Origin of the sequence: Shewanella sp. UCD-KL12 (genome assembly GCF_001957125.1) — a bacterium.
Lineage (GTDB): Bacteria > Pseudomonadota > Gammaproteobacteria > Enterobacterales > Shewanellaceae > Shewanella.
Genome location: NZ_MPHJ01000008.1, coordinates 89732 through 111405, shown reverse-complemented (window position 1 = coordinate 111405; position 21674 = coordinate 89732). Strand labels below are relative to the sequence as shown.

Annotated in this window: 21 protein-coding genes; 10 read left to right on the top strand and 11 right to left on the bottom strand. The window is 41.6% G+C overall.

What is annotated here, in order from left to right:
• Positions 1-41: 41 nt before the first annotated feature.
• Positions 42-653: a LysE/ArgO family amino acid transporter gene (locus BM736_RS15195; RefSeq protein WP_076413694.1), complete on the bottom strand. Its 612-nt coding sequence runs from the start codon at positions 651-653 to the stop codon at positions 42-44.
• 131 nt (positions 654-784) lie between these two features.
• On the opposite strand from BM736_RS15195, the gene BM736_RS15190 reads away from it, so the two are divergent.
• Entirely contained in the window at positions 785-1678 is an 894-nt protein-coding gene (locus BM736_RS15190) for a LysR family transcriptional regulator ArgP (protein ID WP_076413692.1), read from the top strand.
• A gap of 51 nt (positions 1679-1729) precedes the next feature.
• On the opposite strand, the gene BM736_RS15185 is transcribed toward BM736_RS15190, so the two are convergent.
• Both BM736_RS15185 and BM736_RS15180 read right to left on the bottom strand, forming a co-directional pair.
• On the bottom strand, positions 1730-2830 hold the full coding sequence (locus tag BM736_RS15185) for an AI-2E family transporter (RefSeq protein WP_076413690.1): 1101 nt from the start codon (positions 2828-2830) through the stop codon (positions 1730-1732).
• A 59-nt stretch (positions 2831-2889) separates the two neighbouring features.
• Positions 2890-3105 (bottom strand): sulfurtransferase TusA family protein, encoded by a 216-nt coding sequence (locus tag BM736_RS15180; RefSeq protein ID WP_076413689.1) that lies wholly within the window; start codon positions 3103-3105, stop codon positions 2890-2892.
• A 282-nt stretch (positions 3106-3387) separates the two neighbouring features.
• Between BM736_RS15180 and BM736_RS15175 the strand changes: the two genes are divergently transcribed.
• From BM736_RS15175 to BM736_RS15165, 4 genes are all read left to right on the top strand, one after another.
• A complete protein-coding gene (locus BM736_RS15175; protein ID WP_076413687.1) occupies positions 3388-4848 on the top strand; it encodes a M48 family metalloprotease in 1461 nt (486 codons plus the stop codon).
• 130 nt (positions 4849-4978) lie between these two features.
• Positions 4979-5329 carry an arsenate reductase (glutaredoxin) gene (gene arsC / locus BM736_RS25030; RefSeq protein ID WP_143562411.1) on the top strand — a complete coding sequence of 117 codons (351 nt, stop codon included), beginning with the start codon at positions 4979-4981 and terminating at the stop codon, positions 5327-5329.
• A 9-nt stretch (positions 5330-5338) separates the two neighbouring features.
• A complete protein-coding gene (locus BM736_RS25025) occupies positions 5339-5710 on the top strand; it encodes a DUF2069 domain-containing protein (protein WP_143562410.1) in 372 nt (123 codons plus the stop codon).
• Between the two features lie 170 nt (positions 5711-5880).
• Positions 5881-7863: a hypothetical protein gene (locus tag BM736_RS15165; RefSeq protein WP_076413685.1), complete on the top strand. Its 1983-nt coding sequence runs from the start codon at positions 5881-5883 to the stop codon at positions 7861-7863.
• Between the two features lie 58 nt (positions 7864-7921).
• Here the strand turns inward: BM736_RS15165 and hda are convergent, their stop codons facing one another.
• Both hda and BM736_RS15155 read right to left on the bottom strand, forming a co-directional pair.
• A complete protein-coding gene (gene hda, locus BM736_RS15160; RefSeq protein WP_076413900.1) occupies positions 7922-8632 on the bottom strand; it encodes a DnaA inactivator Hda in 711 nt (236 codons plus the stop codon).
• 87 nt (positions 8633-8719) lie between these two features.
• Positions 8720-9853, bottom strand: coding sequence for a DUF2066 domain-containing protein (locus tag BM736_RS15155; protein ID WP_256717886.1), 1134 nt, complete (start codon positions 9851-9853; stop codon positions 8720-8722).
• 155 nt (positions 9854-10008) lie between these two features.
• Here BM736_RS15155 and BM736_RS15150 point away from each other — a divergent pair, with 155 nt between their 5' ends.
• Positions 10009-11235, top strand: a complete 1227-nt coding sequence (locus BM736_RS15150; RefSeq protein ID WP_076413681.1) for a uracil-xanthine permease family protein — start codon at positions 10009-10011, stop codon at positions 11233-11235.
• A 112-nt stretch (positions 11236-11347) separates the two neighbouring features.
• Here the strand turns inward: BM736_RS15150 and grxD are convergent, their stop codons facing one another.
• Positions 11348-11707 carry a Grx4 family monothiol glutaredoxin gene (gene grxD, locus BM736_RS15145; RefSeq protein WP_076413679.1) on the bottom strand — a complete coding sequence of 120 codons (360 nt, stop codon included), beginning with the start codon at positions 11705-11707 and terminating at the stop codon, positions 11348-11350.
• A 205-nt stretch (positions 11708-11912) separates the two neighbouring features.
• Here grxD and BM736_RS15140 point away from each other — a divergent pair, with 205 nt between their 5' ends.
• From BM736_RS15140 to BM736_RS15125, 4 genes are all read left to right on the top strand, one after another.
• A complete protein-coding gene (locus BM736_RS15140) occupies positions 11913-12494 on the top strand; it encodes a Fe-Mn family superoxide dismutase (protein WP_076413677.1) in 582 nt (193 codons plus the stop codon).
• Positions 12495-12755: 261 nt separating this feature from the next.
• Positions 12756-14690, top strand: a complete 1935-nt coding sequence (locus BM736_RS15135) for a PrkA family serine protein kinase (protein WP_076413675.1) — start codon at positions 12756-12758, stop codon at positions 14688-14690.
• Between the two features lie 50 nt (positions 14691-14740).
• Entirely contained in the window at positions 14741-16009 is a 1269-nt protein-coding gene (locus BM736_RS15130; RefSeq protein WP_076413897.1) for a YeaH/YhbH family protein, read from the top strand.
• Between the two features lie 9 nt (positions 16010-16018).
• Positions 16019-17548 carry a SpoVR family protein gene (locus BM736_RS15125; RefSeq protein WP_076413673.1) on the top strand — a complete coding sequence of 510 codons (1530 nt, stop codon included), beginning with the start codon at positions 16019-16021 and terminating at the stop codon, positions 17546-17548.
• Between the two features lie 68 nt (positions 17549-17616).
• On the opposite strand, the gene rplY is transcribed toward BM736_RS15125, so the two are convergent.
• From rplY to BM736_RS15100, 5 genes are all read right to left on the bottom strand, one after another.
• Positions 17617-17907, bottom strand: coding sequence for a 50S ribosomal protein L25 (gene rplY, locus BM736_RS15120; RefSeq protein ID WP_076413671.1), 291 nt, complete (start codon positions 17905-17907; stop codon positions 17617-17619).
• A gap of 142 nt (positions 17908-18049) precedes the next feature.
• Positions 18050-18541: a DUF882 domain-containing protein gene (locus BM736_RS15115; RefSeq protein WP_372828704.1), complete on the bottom strand. Its 492-nt coding sequence runs from the start codon at positions 18539-18541 to the stop codon at positions 18050-18052.
• A 169-nt stretch (positions 18542-18710) separates the two neighbouring features.
• Positions 18711-20105 carry a murein L,D-transpeptidase gene (locus BM736_RS15110; RefSeq protein ID WP_076413667.1) on the bottom strand — a complete coding sequence of 465 codons (1395 nt, stop codon included), beginning with the start codon at positions 20103-20105 and terminating at the stop codon, positions 18711-18713.
• A 161-nt stretch (positions 20106-20266) separates the two neighbouring features.
• Positions 20267-20836 (bottom strand): type II secretion system protein, encoded by a 570-nt coding sequence (locus tag BM736_RS15105; protein ID WP_076413665.1) that lies wholly within the window; start codon positions 20834-20836, stop codon positions 20267-20269.
• A gap of 300 nt (positions 20837-21136) precedes the next feature.
• Positions 21137-21394 (bottom strand): hypothetical protein, encoded by a 258-nt coding sequence (locus tag BM736_RS15100; RefSeq protein WP_076413663.1) that lies wholly within the window; start codon positions 21392-21394, stop codon positions 21137-21139.
• Positions 21395-21674: the final 280 nt, after the last annotated feature.

Below are 21674 nucleotides of genomic sequence, written 5' to 3'. Positions count from 1 at the left end.
ACTTCTATTTAGCTGTGCTAAATATCTCGAATCAATTGTGCTTAAACGATATAAGGCCAGATTAAAACGGTCGCAATTGTCCACATAGTGAGGCAAATAAACCTGTCAAGGTAGCACCAAGCTTTTGGTTTCTGAAACAAAGGGCTTAGGTATCTAGCACCAAAACTCAAGCTAAAAAACCATACAAAAGAAGCAAGTACAGCACCGGCACCAAACAGCGGGCGATCGGCTCCTTCAAATTGCGCGCTAATACTCCCCAGGAGCACAACGGTATCTAAATATAAGTGCGGATTGAGAAAACTAATACCAAGCGTGGTTAACACCGCGGCTTTTAACGAACCAGTCGCTTTAGTGCCATCTTGCGCTAAACTCTGTGACACAAAAGATGATTTAAGCGCTTTTGCACCATAGACCAGTAAAAAGATCGCCCCGCCAATACTCGCAATGTCTTTTATTAACGGAAATGCGAGTATTAAATGACCAAGTCCTGCGACACCCGCCGTGATCATTAATGCATCTATGATTGAACACAATGCAGCGATCGGTAAAGAGTGTGAACGTTTTAACCCCTGCTTTAACACGAAAGCATTCTGTGCGCCTACCGCCATAATAAGGCTTCCACCAATTCCCACACCTTGAATAAACGCCTGCATCTCGATACCTAAACAATAATTTTGAATTGTCGCTAAGTTTACAGCCGCCCCAAAAATAAATATAACTAATCTTTTTTATGCTGTATAAGTAAAATTTATACTCTAACAACTCAATTTTGGTGCTTAACTTTATGCTTGATTATGCCAACTTACACGCTTTAGCGACTGTGATTTCTGAGGGCGGTTTTGAGCGTGCTGCGAAAATACTCTGTATCAGTCAACCCGCGGTATCACAGCGTATCAAGCAGCTTGAAGAACGCGTAGGACAGTCGTTGGTTATTCGTGCCTCTCCCGTTGAGGCAACACCAACAGGAAAGCGCTTACTCCGGCATTACTCTCAAGTTCAACTACTAGAAAGTGAGTTAAGAGTAGAGATGGATGTTGACGATCCTAAGCAACCAACCATTGTCAAAATTGCAGTCAATGCCGATAGTTTAGCCACTTGGTTTTTACCTGCCTTATCGGAGGTATTTAAGCGCCATCAATGGTTATTAGAGCTTATTGTCGATGATGAATCTTATACCCATAACTTGCTTAAAACGGGTGAAGCCGTTGGCTGTGTGACCACGACTAAACATCCGCTTGCCGGCTGTAGCAGTGAATATTTAGGCGATATGGAGTACCTGTGTGTTGCCACACCTGACTTCATTGAGCGACACTTTCCCATCAACGTGTCACAAACCTCTTTGGAGTTAGCACCTGCCGTGGTGTTTTCCACAAAAGATAAGCTACATGAAAAGTATCTCAGCAAATATTTTAATATGAAAGTCGGTAGCTGGCGTGAGCATAAAATCCCATCATCAGAGAGCTTTCTTGATGCTATTTTACATGGGCTTGGTTATGGATTAGTCGCTCACCTGCAAGCAGAGCCTCTGTTAGAGAAGGGGCTAGTAATGGAGATAAAGCCAGGTACACGTAAACGTGTTTCACTGTATTGGCAACATTGGAATATCAAAGCAAAACAGACCACCATAGTTTATCGCTCATTAGCCGTAACTGCGAAACAGTCCCTGTGTCACGAATAGTTTAAAGCACAAAAAAAGGGCCAAAAGGCCCTTTTTTATTGGTCAAGAATGTTAGCTACTCGTGCCTGCACTTTCAGCCCTACTACCTTGATCCACTTTCGATGCCGGAGTCGGCCAAGCATTGAGCACAGCTTTAACTAAAGAAGCTAGCGGTATCGCAAAAAACACCCCCCATACTCCCCACAATCCACCGAAAATAAGCACTGCAGCGATAATAAATACGGGGTGAAGGTCTACGGCATCTGAGAACAAAATAGGCACTAAGAGGTTACCATCCAATGCTTGAATAATACCGTAACCTAACATCAGATAACCAAACTCTGGACTAATCCCCCATTGAAAGAAAGCCACTAAGGCAATCGGGAGTGTCACCAGTGTGGCTCCTACATAGGGAATGAGCACGGAAAGCCCTGTTAACACCCCTAATAAAGCAGCATAACGTAAATCCATAACAGCAAAAAAGATATAACTCACCACACCTATGATAAAAATCTCAATGACCTTACCTCTGATATAGTTAAAGATTTGCTGATTCATCTCATTCCATACTTTACGAGCCAGATCGCGGTTAGTAGGTATAAATCGTTTACTTCCTTTCAATAATTCATCTTTATCTTTCAAAAAGAAAAAAACCAATAAAGGAACCAGAATCGCATAAACCATTAAGACCAATAAGGATGCAGAATAACCCAGTAGCTGCTTGCCAATATCGAGCAAATGTTGAGTATCGAGCATCTTCTTTAGCTCACTCACCATACTATCAAGCTGGTCGGGGTTAACAAATTGCGGATATTGATTGATATAACCTTGGGCAGTTACCAAACCTTTATCTATCATGGTGGGTAGATCTGTAATTAAAGCCACGCCCTGCTTCCAAATGCTGGGGACTAAACCAAATGTAATAAGCAGCATCACACCGATAAATATGACGAGTACCAACGAGGCTGCAGTGGTGCGATTGATGCCCAGTTTCAACATTTGGGCCACTGGCCACTCGAGTAAAAAAGCCAAAACGAGTGCAACAAGTACAGGCGCTAATAGACCGCCAGCAAAATAGATAGCTAACGCTATCCCCATAAGAATAAGCACTAAAGTTACTGCTTGTGGATCGCTAAACCGCTCTTTATACCAATTTGCTAATAAAGTTAACATTCACCATCCCTACAATTAAACTGATGATATTTCATTATGATTAGAAGGTTATAATCCCTCTATTTAGTAATTTCTAACTTCAACATCTCTTTGTCATTTCTGATTTCAGAAAACTGATAGCCAGTTTTTTTCAAATATCGGGGAACATCTTGCCTAGAGCCAGTGTCTGATAACGCAACGCAGAGTACATCATTACCTCTAAGTTGCTTTAATGCGAGCTTTACTTTTACTAATGCTAGTGGACAACGAAGTGTGGTTAAATCGATAAAAACCATAATAATCTTGCTAGAAATATACTGAGCCTATTATCCTAACTTGTAGGACAAACCACAAGGGCTTCGCTGTGATTGCTTTATCAGCACATAAAGTCAGATAGATATATGTAGACTGGATATAAACAAATATAGAATATACGCCAAACAGCAGGTACTATTAATCTCAATTTAAACGCAATGACACCAGTTTTTCTAACAAAGCCAAGTAGTTGTTGCAATAAGTTTCAATTGAAATCAATGAGATGGTCCAACGAAGGCCACACACTCATATTAAGGATAGGTTTGATTAAACATACGTCTAAAAAGTCTCTGTTAGCGGGTGCGCTTTCATTTGTTTTATCTGCAGCAGCTCCCTTGGCGTTTGCTAACAATGATCTACCCGATCTTGGTACTGCCGCAGTCAATACCTTCAGCCTCGAAAAGGAAACGACCTACGGCGACGCTTATATGAGAGTGATACGCTCATCTGCGCCCATGCTCAATGACCCCGTGCTGAACCAATACCTGACAGAGCTAGGTAATAAGTTAGTTGCCCACGCAACTGGCGTTAAAACACCTTTCTATTTTTTTCTACTAAGAAATGATGAGATTAATGCGTTTGCATTTTTCGGTGGTCACGTTGGTGTGCACACAGGTCTTTTCCTTAACGCTGATAATGAAAGCCAAATAGCCTCAGTACTCGGTCACGAAATCACCCACGTTACCCAACGTCACTTAGCACGCTCATTAGAAGCACAAGATAAGAGTTCTACTGCCACAATTGCCGGTATGCTAGGTGCGATTTTGCTTACCATAGCTTCTCCTCAGGCCGGTATGGCGGCCCTTGCAACAACCCAAGCGCTGGCGACCCAATCTAAGATAAACTTTACCAGACTGCACGAGAAAGAAGCTGATCGTATCGGTATGCAGATATTGGTCGATGCCGGCTTTGATCCTAACGGCGCCGCAGATTTCTTTGCAAAACTGGCATCACGTTACCGTTTTACTTCTAAGCCGCCTCAGATGTTGTTGACTCACCCACTTCCTGAGTCTCGAATCACTGATGCTAGAAACCGTGCAGCGCAGTACCCGCACAGATACGTACCTGATAACATCGACTTTCAGCTAGCTAAAGCCCGTATCCAAGTGAGGTTTTCAAGCTATAGTGAAGAGGCTGCATTAGGTCTTTTTGAGCAGCAATTACAAAAGAAAACCTATACATTTAAGAGTGCAGCACTTTATGGCAAAGCATTATCACTGTTCCGCGCTAAGCGATTTGATGAAGCAGAAGCGATCATTGATAACTTGATAGCAAAAGATGGGAATAACCTCTTTTATATCGATACTAAAACAGATCTTTTAGTTCAAAGAAAAGATACTGATACTGCGATTAAGATGCTTGAAGAGCAGCGTGCCCTAAAACCTTCATCACAAGTTATCAATACTAACTTAGCTCACGTTTATATCGAGTCAGGTAAACCATTAATGGCGATCCCATTATTGGAGGAGTTAATCTTTTTAGATAAACAGAATCAACTTCCCTTCTTTTTACTCAGTGACGCATATAAAAAGACAGGTAATAAAGCCATGGAGCATTTTGTTAAAGCAGAATCGATGGCACTTTCAGCCGATTACAAAGGGGCCATTGACCAGCTGAACTTTGCCTATAAGTTGTCTGAAGAAAACCCACTGCAACTGGCTCGCATTGAAGCAAGGATCAGGCAGTTTAAGCAAGCCAAGTCATCCATAGAAGCACTTCAGTAGCAAGATAACTAAAAGAGGCCTAAATGAAAGGCCTCTTTTGCATTTCGGCTTCAATCAACCTCTGCACACTGTGACTTTGCTCACCTTTTAAAGTATCATGTGTGAAATATTCATATTAGGACTTAAGTCTATGACCCACGTCAGTATTATTCATAACCCTCGCTGTTCTAAAAGCCGTCAAACGCTTAGTTTGTTAGAAGAACATAATTGTGAAATCCAAGTAGTTGAATACCTGAAATCACCGTTAAAAAGTGGGGAAATTGAAGGTTTGTTGGTTAAACTCGGCCTTACGGCCAGAGAGATAATGAGAACCAAAGAAACTGAATATAAAGAGCAAAACCTAGCAGATCCAAGCTTAAGTGAAGCACAATTGATTGAAGCGATAGTAAAAACGCCAAAGTTACTTGAGCGCCCAATTGTACTAGCAAATGACAAAGCCGCCATTGGACGTCCACCTGAAAATGTCCTTGCGATTCTATAAGGCCTATCAATGACTTCATCGAGCTTGTTTCAATGGTGCCGTGCAGGTTATATCGCGTTAGTCCTGCTGCTTAGTGCCTGGTTTATCAACAAAGGGATCACAGGCGAATACTCTCTGGCATTTACAACACTGTGGATACTGCCACTTCTATTTCCTTTAAAAGGCATTATTGAAGGTAAACCTTACACTTATGCATGGGCAAGTTTCATCATCTGTGTCTATATGCTTCACGGACTTACGTTACTTTACGTCACTGAGAGTCACTTTATATTTGCATTAGTTGAAGTACTTCTGCTCGGCGCACTGCTCATCGGGTTTCCATTTTACGCCCGTATTAGAGGTAAAGAGCTAGGTTTAGGTTTAAAAAAGAGAAAAAAATAGCCTCTATTGACTCATAAAAAAAAGCGCCTTAGGGCGCTTTTTTATTGTAAGTCGTTAGCGATACCTTATGTCACAATATTTCTTAAGTAAAACCAGTGTTTGAATGTTAGCTCTCATGTTATATTTTGTTAAAAGAATAATTACTTAATAAATATTGGGAGTCCGCTTAAATGAGGAAACTTACCCCGCTTACCCTAGCGAGTATGCTCGTCTTAACGGCCTGTGGTGGCAGTTCGGATGGCGAATTAATCTCTCCTATTGACCCGCCTCCACCAGCCCTTAACCGGTGTGATCAACAAACGAGTCTCAATATCATTGAAACTAGCTCAGCCATTGAGTTTGTTACTGAGCAAAGCTACCAAACAGAGCAGGCTGCGGCAGTAATTGCAAGTATCAACGACGGCAATAGCCAAGGCTTACAATTCAGCTGGGAGCAGACTTCTGGCCCAGCGCTGACGCTAAAATCGATTAAAAGCCCAGTTTTAGCTTTTCAACCAAGTGTTTCTGGAGAGTATAGTTTTTCTGTCAGGGTGTCTGGCAATGGATTATTACTGAATGAATCTATCACCCTATCCGTTTCCAACAATTCACAAACTCAGTTAAATGTAAGAAGTGATCATCAAGTCGTTGAAGGTAACAAAGTCAGCTTTAGAACTGATAGAGTGGGTAACAATGCCAATCAAGTCCCTGCCGATCTTAATTGGTGTATCGCTTCAGGCCCTGAGCTCAATATCGATACCACTAATCCTGAAAGACCACAATTCACCGCCCCGGATGTAGATACCGATACCTTAGTTGTTTTACGTGCAAGCGGTACCTTTGAAGGTGAGAGCATTACAGATGAAGTCATAGCCTTAATTACTAGCGAACAGGCAATAACCTCCCCTTATTTTGATGAGCCCGTTGCACGTACATTTTCTTACCGGGAAAACTCTCCGTATAAAGCAGCATTATCCAAGTGCGTATACTCTAACCAACTCGCCGCCCCGTGTGAAATTCAAGAGCTTCCGTTATTAGGACAAACACTCTCCCAAGTCGACAAAGATAAGATTATGGATAGACTTATTGTCTCGCATCAATGGATGGGTGAAAACTTTGAATCATTTTTGGAAGAGATGGATCCCAATAGTGATTTTGCCAAACTACTACAATCGGTCACAGCTGTTGTGATCAGTTACGATATTCGCCCGTCTTTCTATTGGGTTGTGACAGGCGCGATTTATCTGGACCCGAGTGATCTATGGCTACTGGCTGCTGAACGTGATGTCATAAATGAAGCAGCAGATTTTAGAAGTTCTTTTGGTAATGAGCTTGGCTTTATTATGCCATGGCGCTACGTGAAAGATGACGCTTATGTCTCTTACACCAGTCCACGAGAAGTACGACAAGACCGCAGTTTTGATGATATGGGACCAGATTTAGCATCCCTACTCTATCATGAGCTTGCACATGCCAATGACTTCTTTCCAAGCTCTATCCATAGCAGTATTGCTATCGATAACCAAACCCTTTTAGCTCATTACAATCAACGTACTGAAGCAGGCTTATTAATTTCAGATCAAATTATTTCACTATTCCCATTACAAAGTGACGAGATGTACAGTTTAGCCAATGTTAGCTTTAGAGGCCAAAGCGCATCAGAAAGCCAAAAAGGGTATTTACCTATTGATATTACTCACTTTTTCTCAAACGACCATGCTACCGATTACTACGCTTACTCAACCAGCCGTGAAGATACGGCTATGCTGTTTGAGGAAGCGATGATGAGTCACAGATATGGGATCAGCCGAGATGTAGGGGTAACTGATAACCCAGATAATGCAACCGCGAGCAGTATCATTGTTGATTGGGGGCAGCGAGGAAGAATTGGAGAAAGAACGGAGGGCTCACTAATTCCTCAAAGAGCAGCATTTGTTATCGATGAGATCTTACCTGAGCTAAATGGTTCAGCGCTGTTAGCAACGCTGCCTGAACCTATTGCTATGGTTCAAGGGCTTTCATGGGCTGATAACTTAACGCTCACATCTCAGCAAGCTACTAAGCAAACGACTAAGCAAATGAAAGTTAGTCTTGAAGATGCTAACGAAGCGCCTAGTTACATTCCAGCGTTAAGAGTCAGTGGTGACAGGCATAAGCTAACGAAACACAAATAGCCTTTAACTAAACGAACGGGCCGATAATATACCTATATTATCGGCTTTTTTTGCAAGGTTATAATCTCAGCATCTCTTTTACAAATGGGATGGTTAACTTACGTTTATGCACTAATGAGTCTTTATCTAGCCTATCTAATACATCAAATAAGGTTCTTAAATCTCTGGCTAATCGATTAAGCAAGAATCGACCGACATCTTCCGGAAGCTGCAAACCTCTCATAGCTGCACGTCTTTGCAATGCTGCTAATTTCTCATCGTCTGCCATAGGTTGCAATTGATAATTTATCCCCCACTGCATTCTCGAAATAAGATCAGGAAGAGCAAACTCTGAATCTGAAGGAGCTACGCTGGCACTAACAATCAAAGAGCAGTTACTGTTTTCAGCGACGCGATTATAAAGATCAAATATAGCCTCCTCCCATAGTGGGTGGCCTGCAATCGCATCAACATCATCGATACAGATAAGATCTAATTGCTCTAAACCTTCAAGTAGTTCCGGCGATATACTGGCATGTATCCCTAAAGGAAGGTAAAAGCTACTTCTGCCAAGATCGTTAGCATGTGCACAAGCCGCATGCATCAGATGGGTACGTCCAGATTTTACTGGCCCCCAAAGAAAAACAGATTGCTCGGCAACCCCCTCTGCACAGGCTTGCAAACTTTGAATAAGCTCATCATTACCTGCAGCGGGATAATAACTGTTAAAGGTTTCATCATCTGGTAGATGTACAGGTAATGAAAGTTGTAATGGTGAGTTAGATTTCACTGAGATAGTTCTCATTCACTTGGGTATTTCTTAGGTACTCATTTTATCACGAGTACCCGATGAATAGTATTAACGAAGCAACGCCTGCTAACCTTGCCAACGATATTGTGGACCTTGCTTCTCAGTCTCAGGTAAAGTAATCGGCTGAAGTTCACTTTCCATACTCACTCTAGGCTCTAATTGCATAAGACGATGAAGATCATCCTCAGTACCAAAAAGATCTAACTTAAAGGTAATATGCGTCCCCTGTAATTGCGTAAGTTGAACAGATTTTACTGCACTTAATTGTTTGAAATATTTCTCAATTTCTACAATCTGCTTCATCTCTGTAATATCAACAAACGTGACGTAGCTATTGAGGTCTGTTCCTGTATCAGCAATGGCATATCGGCCAACATAATATTCACTGATCGCAGTAGAAATCTCAATAACTGCAGCATCAAGATCTTTAACATGGTTTGTCTTGCTAATTAACGGTGATAGCACAGCTTCACCACTGCCTCTGGGATAAAGCGCGAAATTATAACTAACCTGCTCAGCTCGTATATCAACCGACGCCATGACAAAATAATCAGACTGATAACGTTGAGATGCTGTCGCAACTTGATCGACAAACATTCCCCTAATATCGTTAATAGTGACATTCATATTGTCATCCAGATCCATCACTGGAAATAACATAGGTACGCCGCCAGACTCGGAAGCTGATTGAAACAGTGCCCTTGCTGGTAACTGAGATGCATCATTAATGATCTCTCTCTTACCCACATCATTTTCAACCAACCAGATTAATGTCAACGGTCTCTGTTTGCCCCAAACAGGCAACTGAGCATCACGTAACAATTTAATGATTCGCTGATGATCGAAATTAAGTTGTAAGTAAAGTTCCCCCTCTAACTCTTGATAACCGAACTGCCTGAGTAATGATGAGGGATCTTTAACTTTAGCTTGAATATTAGGGTGTGAAATCGCAGCTTGTGTGCCTGAGTTCTTTAAAATAACCTCTTTAAGACCAAGCGAAGTGGCTTTTCTCCTCTCAGCAACAGAACGTGACTCGACAGGAACCAAGGTTTGATCCAGTTGACTGACCTCAGCGGCAATCACATTAGATTGAAATAAGAGGCAACACGCACAAAAAATTGAAGACTTTATTGAAGACTTTAACAGGGTTTTCAGCATCTTAACTGTTCTAGAAAATACAACATTTTGAAATTGTATCACATCTTTCCACCCTCATCTTATTTGAGTTCAGCAAATGCTACTTTCTTAGAAAGAATTAATTTTTTAGTTATTTTTTAGATGAAACGTGAAACACCCACTAGGAATGTTGTTTCATCCTGTTAACATGAATAAGGTAACTAATAATAGAGATAACAATGAAAAACTTAGCCCTCGCACTTCAAGGGGCCCAGATGCTATTTGTCGCATTTGGTGCCCTGGTTCTTATGCCGCTTTTAACGGGTCTTGACACCAATGTCGCCCTTTTTACTGCCGGTATCGGCACCTTACTATTCCAGTTAATAACTAAAAGACAGATCCCCATTTTTCTTGCCTCTTCGTTCGCCTTTATTGCTCCCATCATGTATGGCGTGCAAACCTGGGGGATCCCATCAACTATGGGTGGGTTAATGGCGGCAGGTTTTGTGTATTTAATTCTTGCTTCGGTTGTCAAAGTTCGAGGTGATGGTTTTATTAAACGCCTTCTGCCACCTGTTGTTGTTGGACCCGTCATCATAGTGATTGGTTTGGGTCTCGCCCCTGTCGCCGTAAACATGGCCCTAGGTAAAAGCGGTGATGGCTCAATGGTACTCGTTGAGCAAAGTACCGCACTCATCATCTCTTTATCAGCATTATTAACGACAATTGGTGTCGCTATCTTTGCCAAAGGCTTACTCAAGTTGATGCCTATTTTGGCAGGGATAATAGTGGGTTATGGGTTAAGTCTCAGCTTCGGTATCGTAGATTTTACGCCTGTCACCACAGCGAGTTGGATTGCAATGCCTAATTTTGTCGCCCCGGAGTTTAATTGGCATGCTATCGCATTTATGATCCCAGTTGCTATCGCGCCAGCTGTTGAGCATATTGGCGATATTCTGGCGATTTCAAACGTTACCGGGAAAGACTATATGAAAAAGCCTGGCCTTCACCGAACACTTTCAGGTGATGGTGTAGCAACGATTGCCGCATCCGCTTTTGGTGGACCACCTAATACGACTTATTCAGAAGTGACTGGAGCTGTGACTCTTACTAAATCATTTAACCCTGTGATTATGACATGGACTGCAATCACAGCCATTTTGCTTGCCTTCATAGGAAAGCTTGGTGCACTGATGCAAACAATCCCAGTACCAGTCATGGGCGGCATCATGTGTTTATTGTTTGGGTCGATTGCTGCGGTAGGTTTGAACTCGTTAATCCGCAATCAGGTCGATCTCGCTGAACCAAGAAACTTGTGTATTGTCGGCGTGACCTTAGTCTTTGGTATCGGTGGTATGGCATTTGGCATCGGCTCATTTAGCCTGACGGGTATCAGCCTATGCGGTATAGTCGCTATCACGATGAACCTACTATTGCCTTTACCTGAAGCTGGCGATAACAAATAACAATTTAACCAAGTGCCATAAATTAATTATAAAAAGATTAGATACAAAAAAGCCTTTCAATTGAAAGGCTTTTTTATTCTAACCAAGAATATTATATCGCGGTTAGTCAGAACTATTTAGCTTCATCTTCTGAAGCATATTTTGCCGCAGTTTCAGAGATCAAGGTCTGTAGCTCACCTTTTTGGTACATCTCAGTTAAAATATCACAGCCACCAACAAGTTCACCTTCAACCCAAAGTTGTGGGAAGGTTGGCCAGTTTGCGTACTTAGGAAGCTCAGAGCGAATGTCTGGGTGCTGTAAAATATCAACAAATGCGAACTGCGCATTACAGTTAATCATGATTTGAGCAACTTGTGATGAAAAACCACAGCTTGGCAGCTTTGGAGAACCTTTCATATAAACTATGATTGGATTCTCAGCAATCTGTGACTTAATTTTCTCAACAGTTTCATTTACTTCATTTGTATCCATCAAAATTCCCAACATTCACTCAAAATAACTAAAGATAGGTGTATTGTACTCTAGGATCGCCAATAACAAAAACCTACTTTTTCCATGGTTAAAATTTATCGTATTTTCGATTGCATTAATCGGTAAATTAAAGATACTGATAGGAGATTTTTCGAGTAGAATCAATTGAAAATTAAAAATAACCCAACAATAAGTGGAGCAAAGTATGGCTTTCGAACTACCCGCACTACCCTATGCAATCGATGCATTAGAGCCGCATCTTTCTAAAGAGACTCTCGAGTTTCATTACGGCAAGCATCACAACACCTATGTGGTTAAGCTTAATGGCCTTGTTGAAGGGACTGAACTTGCCAATAAGAGCCTAGAAGAGATTATCAAGACTTCAACTGGTGGTATTTTCAATAATGCCGCTCAGATCTGGAATCATACTTTCTATTGGAACTGTTTATCGCCTAATGGTGGTGGAGCAGCCACTGGTGCTGTCGCCAAAGCTATTGATGAAGCTTTTGGCTCATTTGAAGCATTCAAAGCTAAGTTCACAGATTCCGCTGTAAACAACTTCGGTAGTGCTTGGACTTGGTTAGTTAAAAATGCTGATGGTAGCGTAGCGATTGTGAATACCAGTAATGCTGCAACGCCGCTGACTGACAGCAATGTGACTCCGATCATGACAGTAGATGTGTGGGAGCACGCTTACTACATTGATTACCGTAACGTTCGCCCAGATTACCTAGCCCACTTCTGGGAGCTAATCAACTGGGATTTTGTTAACCAGAACTTTTCATAATTCAGAAATTATTTAGCGAGTAACAATACTCTCGTATAAATAAAAAAAGGAGCCCAAACGGCTCCTTTTTTTATTCTTGCCAGTAATTTTCACCTTGTTCACAGTTAAACACAAGTGCAACAGTTGCATTTGCAACTGTTTCCCTTTGTTTTATTTGACTTTTTTTATACAAGTTTAATTTTTTTTGGTCTAAGATTAAAAGTAGGAGACTGGTTTTCAGTTATCGCTTACATACTTGTTAGGCGTTTCAGGGGGTGGAATATGGGCATTTTTGAGCATTACCAACAGCGCTACGAAAAAAAACTCGATGAAGAGTATTCACTGCAAGAGTTTTTGGAGATCTGTAAAGAAAACAGAAGTTCATACGCATCGGCTGCGGAGCGATTGCTTATTGCAATTGGCGAGCCTGAAGTGATTGACACATCGAAAGATCCAATCTTAAGCAGGATATTTTCTAATCGTTTAATCTCCAGATTTCCTGCATTCAAAGATTTCTACGGCATGGAGGAAGCCATAGAACAGATAGTGGCTTATCTAAAGCACTCTGCTCAAGGTCTTGAAGAATCAAAACAGATCCTTTATCTGCTTGGACCTGTTGGTGGTGGTAAATCCTCACTTGCAGAGAAGCTTAAAGATCTTATGCAGCAAGTCCCTATCTATGTTTTAACTGCAGATGGTGTCAGAAGTCCCGTTAATGACCACCCTTTCTGTCTATTCAACCCAAGTGAAGATAGTGAATTGCTGGAAAGCGAATACAAGATCCCATCTAGGTACCTCAAATCTATTATGTCGCCTTGGGCTGTAAAACGTTTACACGAGTTTGGTGGGGACATTTCCAAGTTTAAGGTGGTTAAAGTCTATCCTGCAATTTTAGACCAAATGGCCATAGCAAAAACAGAGCCTGGCGATGAAAACAATCAAGACATCTCCTCTCTTGTCGGTAAAGTCGATATTCGCCAGCTTGAGCATTTCGCGCAAAATGATGCAGATGCCTACTCCTATTCAGGAGCTTTGTGCCGAGCGAACCAAGGCTTAATGGAGTTCGTTGAGATGTTTAAAGCGCCAATCAAGGTGCTACACCCGCTATTAACTGCCACCCAAGAGGGAAATTATAACGGAACAGAGGGGTTATCAGCCCTCCCCTATAATGGAATAATCTTGGCTCACTCTAACGAGTCTGAGTGGACAACATTTAGAAATAATAAAACCAATGAGGCATTTCTTGATAGGGTCTATATCGTTAAGGTGCCATATTGCTTGCGTATCTCAGAAGAGATGCAAATTTATGAAAAACTGCTCAGTAATTCAGAGTTGTCTACAGCACCTTGTGCACCTGGTTCTCTTGAGACATTGGCTCAATTTAGTGTGCTATCTCGAATCAAGTCACCAGAGAACTCATCTATCTATTCAAAAATGCGTGTCTATGACGGTGAAAGCCTAAAAGATACCGACCCTAAAGCTAAATCATATCAAGAGTATCGTGATTACGCTGGCGTCGATGAAGGTATGCAAGGGTTATCAACCCGTTTTGCCTTTAAGATCCTCTCAAAAGTCTTTAATTTCGATCACTCCGAAATTGCAGCCAATCCTGTTCATCTATTTTATGTTCTTGAGCGTCAGATAGAGCAAGAGCAGTTTCCGACAGAAACCGCAGAGCGTTATTTAGAGTTTCTCAAGGGCTATTTAATTCCTAAATATGTCGAGTTTATAGGTAAGGAGATCCAGACAGCTTATCTTGAGTCGTATTCTGAATATGGGCAAAATATTTTCGACCGCTATGTGACTTATGCAGACTTCTGGATCCAAGACCAAGAGTACCGAGACCCAGAAACCGGCCAACTATTTGACCGTTCAGCCCTTAATGCAGAGCTTGAGAAAATAGAAAAGCCGGCTGGAATAAGTAACCCCAAAGATTTCAGAAACGAAATCGTTAACTTTGTGCTCAGAGCAAGAGCTAACAATGAAGGTTCAAACCCACTTTGGACTAGCTATGAGAAGTTGAGAACAGTGATAGAGAAGAAGATGTTCTCTAATACTGAAGATCTTCTTCCCGTTATCTCTTTTAACGCCAAAACCTCGACTGATGATCAACGTAAGCATGATGATTTCGTTAATCGAATGATGGAAAAAGGCTATACCAAAAAGCAAGTCAGACTACTTTCTGAGTGGTATTTGAGAGTACGTAAGTCTTCTTAACAGAGCAGACTGGGAGCTAAATGCTCCCTGATTTGGCTTGGGAGGTGCGCATGGCAAACTTTATCGATAGACGGCTCAATGCTAAAGGAAAAAGCACAGTTAACCGTCAACGTTTTATCAATCGTTATAAACAGCAAATCAAAAAAGCTGTTAGTGATGCAGTGACACGCCGCAGTGTCACCGATGTAGATAAAGGAGAAAAGATAGGTATACCTACAAAAGATATTAGTGAGCCCTCTTTTCACCAAGGACAAGGTGGTACGAGATCTAGGATACATCCTGGTAATGATCAGTTCATAAAAGGGGATAAAATTGAGCGTCCACCCTCTGGTGGCGGACAAGGTGCGGGGCAAGGCGATGCATCAGACTCTGGCGAAGGTGAAGATGATTTTGTATTTCAAATCTCTAAGGATGAGTATCTTGAGCTGTTATTTGAAGATCTTGAGCTACCAAACTTGCAGAATAATCGCCTGAATAAACTCGTTGAATATCAAACCTATAGAGCTGGTTTTACCAACGATGGCGTTCCTGCGAATATTAACATCGTTCGCTCTCTACGCTCTTCGTTAGCAAGACGTATTGCAATGACTTCAGGCAAGAAGAAATCCCTTCATGAGATGGAACAAGAGCTTGAAGAACTAGAAAATACACCTGGCGCAGAGGCTGAGCGTATTCTATTTTTGAAACAACAAATTGAAGAGGTAAAGCAGAAAATATCTAAGGTCCCATTTATTGATACCTTCGATTTGCGTTACAACAATTATGCGAAGCGAGAAGTTCCCTCTAGCCAAGCTGTGATGTTTTGTTTAATGGATGTTTCCGGCTCAATGGATCAAGCAACTAAAGATATGGCGAAGCGGTTTTATATTTTACTCTATCTCTTCCTAACACGAACCTATAAAAATCTCGAAGTGGTCTATATTCGCCATCACACTCAAGCTAAAGAGGTCGATGAACATGAGTTTTTCTATTCTCAAGAAACCGGTGGGACGATAGTCTCAAGTGCGCTTAAATTGATGCATCAAATTCAAAAGGAGCGTTATCCAGAAAGCGAATGGAATATCTACGCAGCTCAAGCATCTGATGGTGATAATTGGGCTGATGACTCTCCTGGTTGTAAACAGCTACTAGAGAAGCAATTACTACCCGTTGTAAGGTATTTTAGTTACATAGAAATCACAAATCGGGCCCACCAGACACTTTGGCGCGAATACGAAGGCCTACAAAAATCTTTTGATAATATTGCGGTGCAGCATATTAAACAGGCAGAAGATATTTACCCTGTATTTAGAGAGCTATTCAAAAAGCAAGCAGTTTAAGGGGGCGTTATGGATGACAAAAAAAAGCAGACACCGCTCGATGACGGGCCAGATTGGAATTTCTCGCTACTCCAGGAGTATTTGACGGAAATAGAACGGGTAGCAGATCATTACAAACTTAAATCTTACCCTAACCAAATTGAAGTGATCACAGCAGAGCAGATGATGGATGCATACGCAGGCATTGGTATGCCATTAGGTTATACCCACTGGTCATTTGGTAAAAAATTCATAGAGACTGAGCAAAGTTATAAACGCGGTCAGATGGGTTTAGCTTACGAGATTGTGATAAATTCTGATCCTTGTATTGCCTACCTGATGGAAGAAAATACCATAACCATGCAAGCACTAGTTATGGCTCACGCTAGCTTTGGCCACAACAGTTTTTTTAAAAACAATTACTTATTTAAAACATGGACAGACGCAAGTTCAATCATTGATTACCTCGTCTTTGCAAAAAACTATATCAGTCAATGTGAAGAAACCCATGGTGTTGAACAAGTAGAGCTTATTGTTGACTCTTGCCATGCGCTAATGAATTACGGTGTTGATCGATATAAAAGACCAAGCGAAATATCTTTTAAAGAGGAACAGCATAGACAAAAAGAGCGTGAAGAGTACCTACAAAGCCAGGTAAACGATCTATGGCGAACTGTCCCTAAAACGCCCCATGAGCACAGCGAGAAAGTTGAATTTAAATTTCCAGAAGAGCCCCAGGAAAATATTCTCTACTTTATAGAGAAGCATGCCCCGCTGCTTGAGCCTTGGCAAAGAGAGATCGTCCGCATAGTTCGTAAAATGGGGCAGTACTTCTATCCACAAAAGCAAACACAAGTGATGAACGAAGGCTGGGCAACATTTTGGCACTATACAATACTCAACCATCTCTATGATGATGGTAAAGTGACCGACAGATTCATGCTGGAGTTTTTGCAAAGCCATACTAATGTCGTTGCCCAGCCAAGTTACAATAGCCCGTATTATAGTGGCATTAACCCATATGCACTCGGCTTTAATATGTTTGTCGACATCAGGCGAATATGCGAAAACCCGACCGAAGAGGACAAAGAGTGGTTTCCGGATATAGCTGGCAGCGACTGGCTTGAAACCTTACATTTTGCGATGCAGAACTTCAAAGACGAAAGTTTTATCAGCCAATACTTGTCTCCTACCATCATTAGGCAATTCAAGCTATTTGGTATTTTAGATGATGATAAAAAGAACTACCTGTCTGTTTCTGCTATTCACGATGAGCAAGGCTATAAAGATATTCGTCAAATATTGTCTCAACAATACAACCTGTCGAACCTTGAACCTAATATCCAGATCCACCACGTAGAGGTAACTGGAGATCGATCGCTAACATTACAATATATCCCTAATAACAGAATACCACTGGCAGAAAGTTCTCACGAAGTGGTTAAGCATCTGCATCGACTTTGGGGCTTTGATGTCATATTAGAAGAGGTTAATGAGCAAGGTGATGCAAATATTATCGCGTCCTGCCCAGATAAAAATGAGGAGAAAGCGAGCGCCTAAGCAAGAGCAGAAGAATTTTTGACACAAAAAAAGCGCCTTATGGCGCTTTTTAATTTCAAAATCGCAATTTATGCAAATTTGAAATCAATATGTTCGATAAGTGGCTTGAATGCATGACGCTGCATAGCTTGTACGCGAACTTTAACATCGTCTTGACCAGCGATAGCGATAGTAAGGTCGCTTGAGTAGAAATCAGCATTTTCTTGAACGTTGATGATATCTTTGTGGTTAAACTTGATAGAGATTGGCTCTTTACCAGCACCATAGATAACAGCAGGTACTTTATTCGCATGACGTAGGCGGCGGCTCGAACCTTTCCCGATTTCAGTGCGGATTTCAGCAGCGATTGTATAAGACATGTTTTTCTCACTTAAATAATTAATTTCAGAGTGTCCCTACTTTCGACCAGTAGAGACGTTTTAACGCGGCGGCATTCTACCACAACCTATAGCGAGCCACAAACGGTTTAACTGACTCAACAGAAAGCCTAACTTTGGCGCTTTACCAATTACGGACAGGACCTGTATCGACATGGATAAAGCCTGAGCGGGCATAATAACCGACGCCACCTAATTTAAGCTCGATAGCCGCGTCCCTTAAGTGGCTTAATTTAACATCGGGGATCGCAATATCCATTGCCATCCCTTTCATATGATAACTCTTTTTAGCGACGCCATTACTTTTAGAGGCAAGCATTGCGTTAGTCTTAGGCGAGCGATAACCAGAGATAACATTAAAGTCTTGCTCAACATTGAGGGACTCTTTCAATTTAAAGAGTAGATCATAAAGTCTTTTATCCATAGGTGCAGACTCATTGCGCCTGTGATCCCTTAAGATATGACTAAAGTCAGTTAAAATCTCTTTTTGGTAATCTCCATCCACCCAATAGCTTCCCTGCCCTCGTTCACCTGTATGCAAATTATGAAACCCTAACGAACGGATACCTTTTGTAGATCGACTTGCATAAACTTTAGATGGAACTACCGAAAACATTGCAGCACTGCTAATACCAAGCAATAACTGTCTACGAGTTGGACATACTATCGACACACATTCACCATTGACTACTTTTCAACCAAAACAGCGAGTAAATTATACTGAATCGCAGTAGATATCAAGTTTACTCAGGTCAACAGGCAAATAGCGGTGAAGGTTTATAGCGCTAATAAGTCGCCAATGCTAGGCTAACTACCGAATTTTGATGGTAAATATCATTGCGGTATTGAGCGGCGCCCGATTTATCTACCCAAGCAGTCCAATAGACCAAGTGCACTGGTAAACTGTCATTTAATGAAAACCATTGGGTGGTTTGCCTCTCAATCTGCATGTCTACCCATGTTTGTTTATCTTTTACGAGGTGAGATGCCATCCAATTTGCTAAGCCTTCCACATTTTCAACTCGAATGCATCCTGAAGATAACGCCCTGTTCGCTTTGTCAAAGAGTGCTTTATCTTCTGTATCATGAAGGTAAACATTATACTTATTCTCAAAATAAAACTTATAACGCCCTAAGGTATTTCCTTCACCAGGTTTTTGTACCAAACGATACGGAAAACGTCCGCTTGCCAACTCTTGCCACTCTTGTGGCGTTTTGCTGACCGCTCCTCCGCTGTTATCAAACACATCAAAATTTCTATCAGTAATGTAACTGCCATCCTCTCTGACTTTCGGCAGCAGATCCCGTGTCAGCAGCCGACGCGGCACACGCCAGCTCGGATTAATGACAAGGTTTGAGATTTTACTGCTTAGCCTAGGAGTCTGACGATATGGCTTGCCAACAATCACTCGTGAGTACAGCTCGACTTCACCATGTGCATATAGCGTAAGTTCAAAAGCCGGAATATTAATCAGTATATATTGAGCCTCAATCGAAGCAAGATAACTGGCTTTCTTAATAAAGTTACTCGCTAACTGTTTCGCTCGCATTGCTGGAAGTAGATTAATCCAACGCAAAGTCTCAGGCCCTATTATCCCATCTCGCTTTAAACCATGGCGTTGCTGGAAATGTAAGACTGCACGAGTAAGATGAGCGTCAAAGACAGTATCTGATATTTCAGGCTCTTGCTGATCGCCAAGCAAAATTAGCCGCTCAGATATTTCTGGAATGAGATGACTGCGCTCTCCCTCTTTGAGCCAGACAGGAGATTCAAGGCGCTGCCATTTATGTGTTTTACTGAGCCACATCAGGTAACGCACTCGATTGCTAGTCGCTAAATAGTCGTTCGATGAGGGTTCTAAAGCAAGTGCCTTTTTAAGGAGGTCTTCATCACCTTCAAGTGCGCCGACAAGATTAGGTACCCCCAAAGATGACCAAAATACTTGTAACGCTTCACTCAGGCGAATGGCACTCGGCCTTGCTTGGAGCTCATTACCAGAAGTAAGGCTCGCGATATCATATTCTAGTTGCTCGGATGGCTTAATAAGCTGCATAAACTGCGCTTGAGAGGCTAATGTTTTAAAAGCAGCTTCGGATCGTTCTATAGCGAATAAAGGCTCGATACGTAATAACAGAAATAAAATTAACAACGTATAAGAAAAGTGACTCCTTCTATTCATAGATTTCCCTCCTTGATTGCTAACTATCGCAAGCAAACATGCCATATTTCACACTAAACTGATGCGTTAAGTATGGCAAATAAATAAGGAGCGTGAGTAGAAAACTATAGAAGGAAACCGCTCCCCTCTATAGTTACAGCTGGAGTTAGTACTGTTTAATGTTATGAAGAACTTAATGTTGCACGGCGAACATTAGTTTGTCCCGTGCCAGGAAAGTATTGCAATTGCCAGTTTTCAGAACCAATAGTCCGGTTATCTGAAATATAGTTGTAATAACAGTAAGAGCCACCCGTTACAGACGAACCATTTCCATACCAATAGACAATATCAGTATCCCCTCCAAATGCAGCATTACTGTGATGTGCAAGGACATAGTCATCTCCCTCTAACAGGCCTTGCCAAACCTCTTTACATTTATCGCCCGTTAAAAGGTTCCCATCTCCACCATTTGTAGTACTGAGTGGAAACCCAGTATCAGTTGAATCTAACGTACCATCACCATAACAGGCTAAATCTTCAACCTGACTGCTAGCACCTGATGCATTCCAACAACTATGGTACATTTTCACTCCAGAAGTGAATGCACCAAATACAGATTTAGCGGCAGAATCATGGGCGTCTTGACCTAAGTTGATAAATTTTGGCAGTGCAACAACGGATAAAATTCCAAGTATTATGATCACTACCACTAACTCAATTAACGTAAAACCTTTCGAAACAGCATATTTCATGAACTTCAACTCTTAAAATATATTCAACGGTGTATGGTATACATTATATCACTAAGCTTATTCAATTCTCACCATCAAACGAGTAAATATATTTAAGTTAATTTTAAGAGAGTGGTATCTGTCCAATCATTCTGATTCATTTTAAACTACCTTAACTCCCCTTTCATACGCCTCGGCATAAATTTAAAGTTGAATACCACGCTTACTCATCTTAATGAGAATCATGCTAGCCACGTCTAGGCTTGAACCGAAATGCGCCTTTTAAGGAGTAGAGAGGGATTTAAATCCAGTTGAGGATATTCAGATAAAAATAGCAAAACTTTCCATCCATGGTTTTGGCATAAGAGTGCTGACCGCCAAGGGCTGGTTGAAATACCAATAATGAATGGAACCTATTTTTAAAAATAGGTGACCAGACACAAACACGATTACCATACATCCCTGTGCAATCTGCATAAGTGTTCCAGGCACAAACACGATTACCATACATCCCTGTGCAATCTGCATAAGTGTTCCAGACACAAACACGATTACCATACATCCCTGTGCAATCTGCATAAGTGTTCCAGACACAAAAAAGCTCCGACATACATAGAGGCTGTTTGTTCATCTCAAAGAGAATGATGGTACCCGAGGCCGGACTCCAACCCCTGTCACAGTCGGCAAGCTTGGTAAGTGACGGGGCTAGCTTTTATTACTTCTAATACAATAAAGCCCCGACATACGTCGAGGCTGCTTGTTCATCTCAAAGAGAATGATGGTACCCGAGGCCGGACTTGGACCGGCACGTACCCTATGAAGAGTAGCGAGGGATTGTAAACCCCTAATACGGACTAAA

What these genes read in the sequence shown, in the direction of transcription:
- BM736_RS25025 (WP_143562410.1), top strand. Translation starts at nt 5,339, where the DNA reads ATGACTTCATCGAGCTTGTTTCAATGGTGCCGTGCAGGTTATATCGCG.
- BM736_RS15100 (WP_076413663.1), bottom strand. Translation starts at nt 21,394, where the DNA reads ATGCAGATTGCACAGGGATGTATGGTAATCGTGTTTGTGTCTGGAACA.
- BM736_RS15110 (WP_076413667.1), bottom strand. Translation starts at nt 20,105, where the DNA reads ATGAATAGAAGGAGTCACTTTTCTTATACGTTGTTAATTTTATTTCTG.
- BM736_RS15135 (WP_076413675.1), top strand. Translation starts at nt 12,756, where the DNA reads ATGGGCATTTTTGAGCATTACCAACAGCGCTACGAAAAAAAACTCGAT.
- BM736_RS15195 (WP_076413694.1), bottom strand. Translation starts at nt 653, where the DNA reads ATGCAGGCGTTTATTCAAGGTGTGGGAATTGGTGGAAGCCTTATTATG.
- rplY (WP_076413671.1), bottom strand. Translation starts at nt 17,907, where the DNA reads ATGTCTTATACAATCGCTGCTGAAATCCGCACTGAAATCGGGAAAGGT.
- BM736_RS15105 (WP_076413665.1), bottom strand. Translation starts at nt 20,836, where the DNA reads ATGAAATATGCTGTTTCGAAAGGTTTTACGTTAATTGAGTTAGTGGTA.
- BM736_RS15125 (WP_076413673.1), top strand. Translation starts at nt 16,019, where the DNA reads ATGGATGACAAAAAAAAGCAGACACCGCTCGATGACGGGCCAGATTGG.
- arsC (WP_143562411.1), top strand. Translation starts at nt 4,979, where the DNA reads ATGACCCACGTCAGTATTATTCATAACCCTCGCTGTTCTAAAAGCCGT.
- BM736_RS15140 (WP_076413677.1), top strand. Translation starts at nt 11,913, where the DNA reads ATGGCTTTCGAACTACCCGCACTACCCTATGCAATCGATGCATTAGAG.
- BM736_RS15180 (WP_076413689.1), bottom strand. Translation starts at nt 3,105, where the DNA reads ATGGTTTTTATCGATTTAACCACACTTCGTTGTCCACTAGCATTAGTA.
- grxD (WP_076413679.1), bottom strand. Translation starts at nt 11,707, where the DNA reads ATGGATACAAATGAAGTAAATGAAACTGTTGAGAAAATTAAGTCACAG.
- BM736_RS15115 (WP_372828704.1), bottom strand. Translation starts at nt 18,541, where the DNA reads ATGTTTTCGGTAGTTCCATCTAAAGTTTATGCAAGTCGATCTACAAAA.
- BM736_RS15185 (WP_076413690.1), bottom strand. Translation starts at nt 2,830, where the DNA reads ATGTTAACTTTATTAGCAAATTGGTATAAAGAGCGGTTTAGCGATCCA.
- BM736_RS15165 (WP_076413685.1), top strand. Translation starts at nt 5,881, where the DNA reads ATGAGGAAACTTACCCCGCTTACCCTAGCGAGTATGCTCGTCTTAACG.
- BM736_RS15150 (WP_076413681.1), top strand. Translation starts at nt 10,009, where the DNA reads ATGAAAAACTTAGCCCTCGCACTTCAAGGGGCCCAGATGCTATTTGTC.
- BM736_RS15130 (WP_076413897.1), top strand. Translation starts at nt 14,741, where the DNA reads ATGGCAAACTTTATCGATAGACGGCTCAATGCTAAAGGAAAAAGCACA.
- BM736_RS15190 (WP_076413692.1), top strand. Translation starts at nt 785, where the DNA reads ATGCTTGATTATGCCAACTTACACGCTTTAGCGACTGTGATTTCTGAG.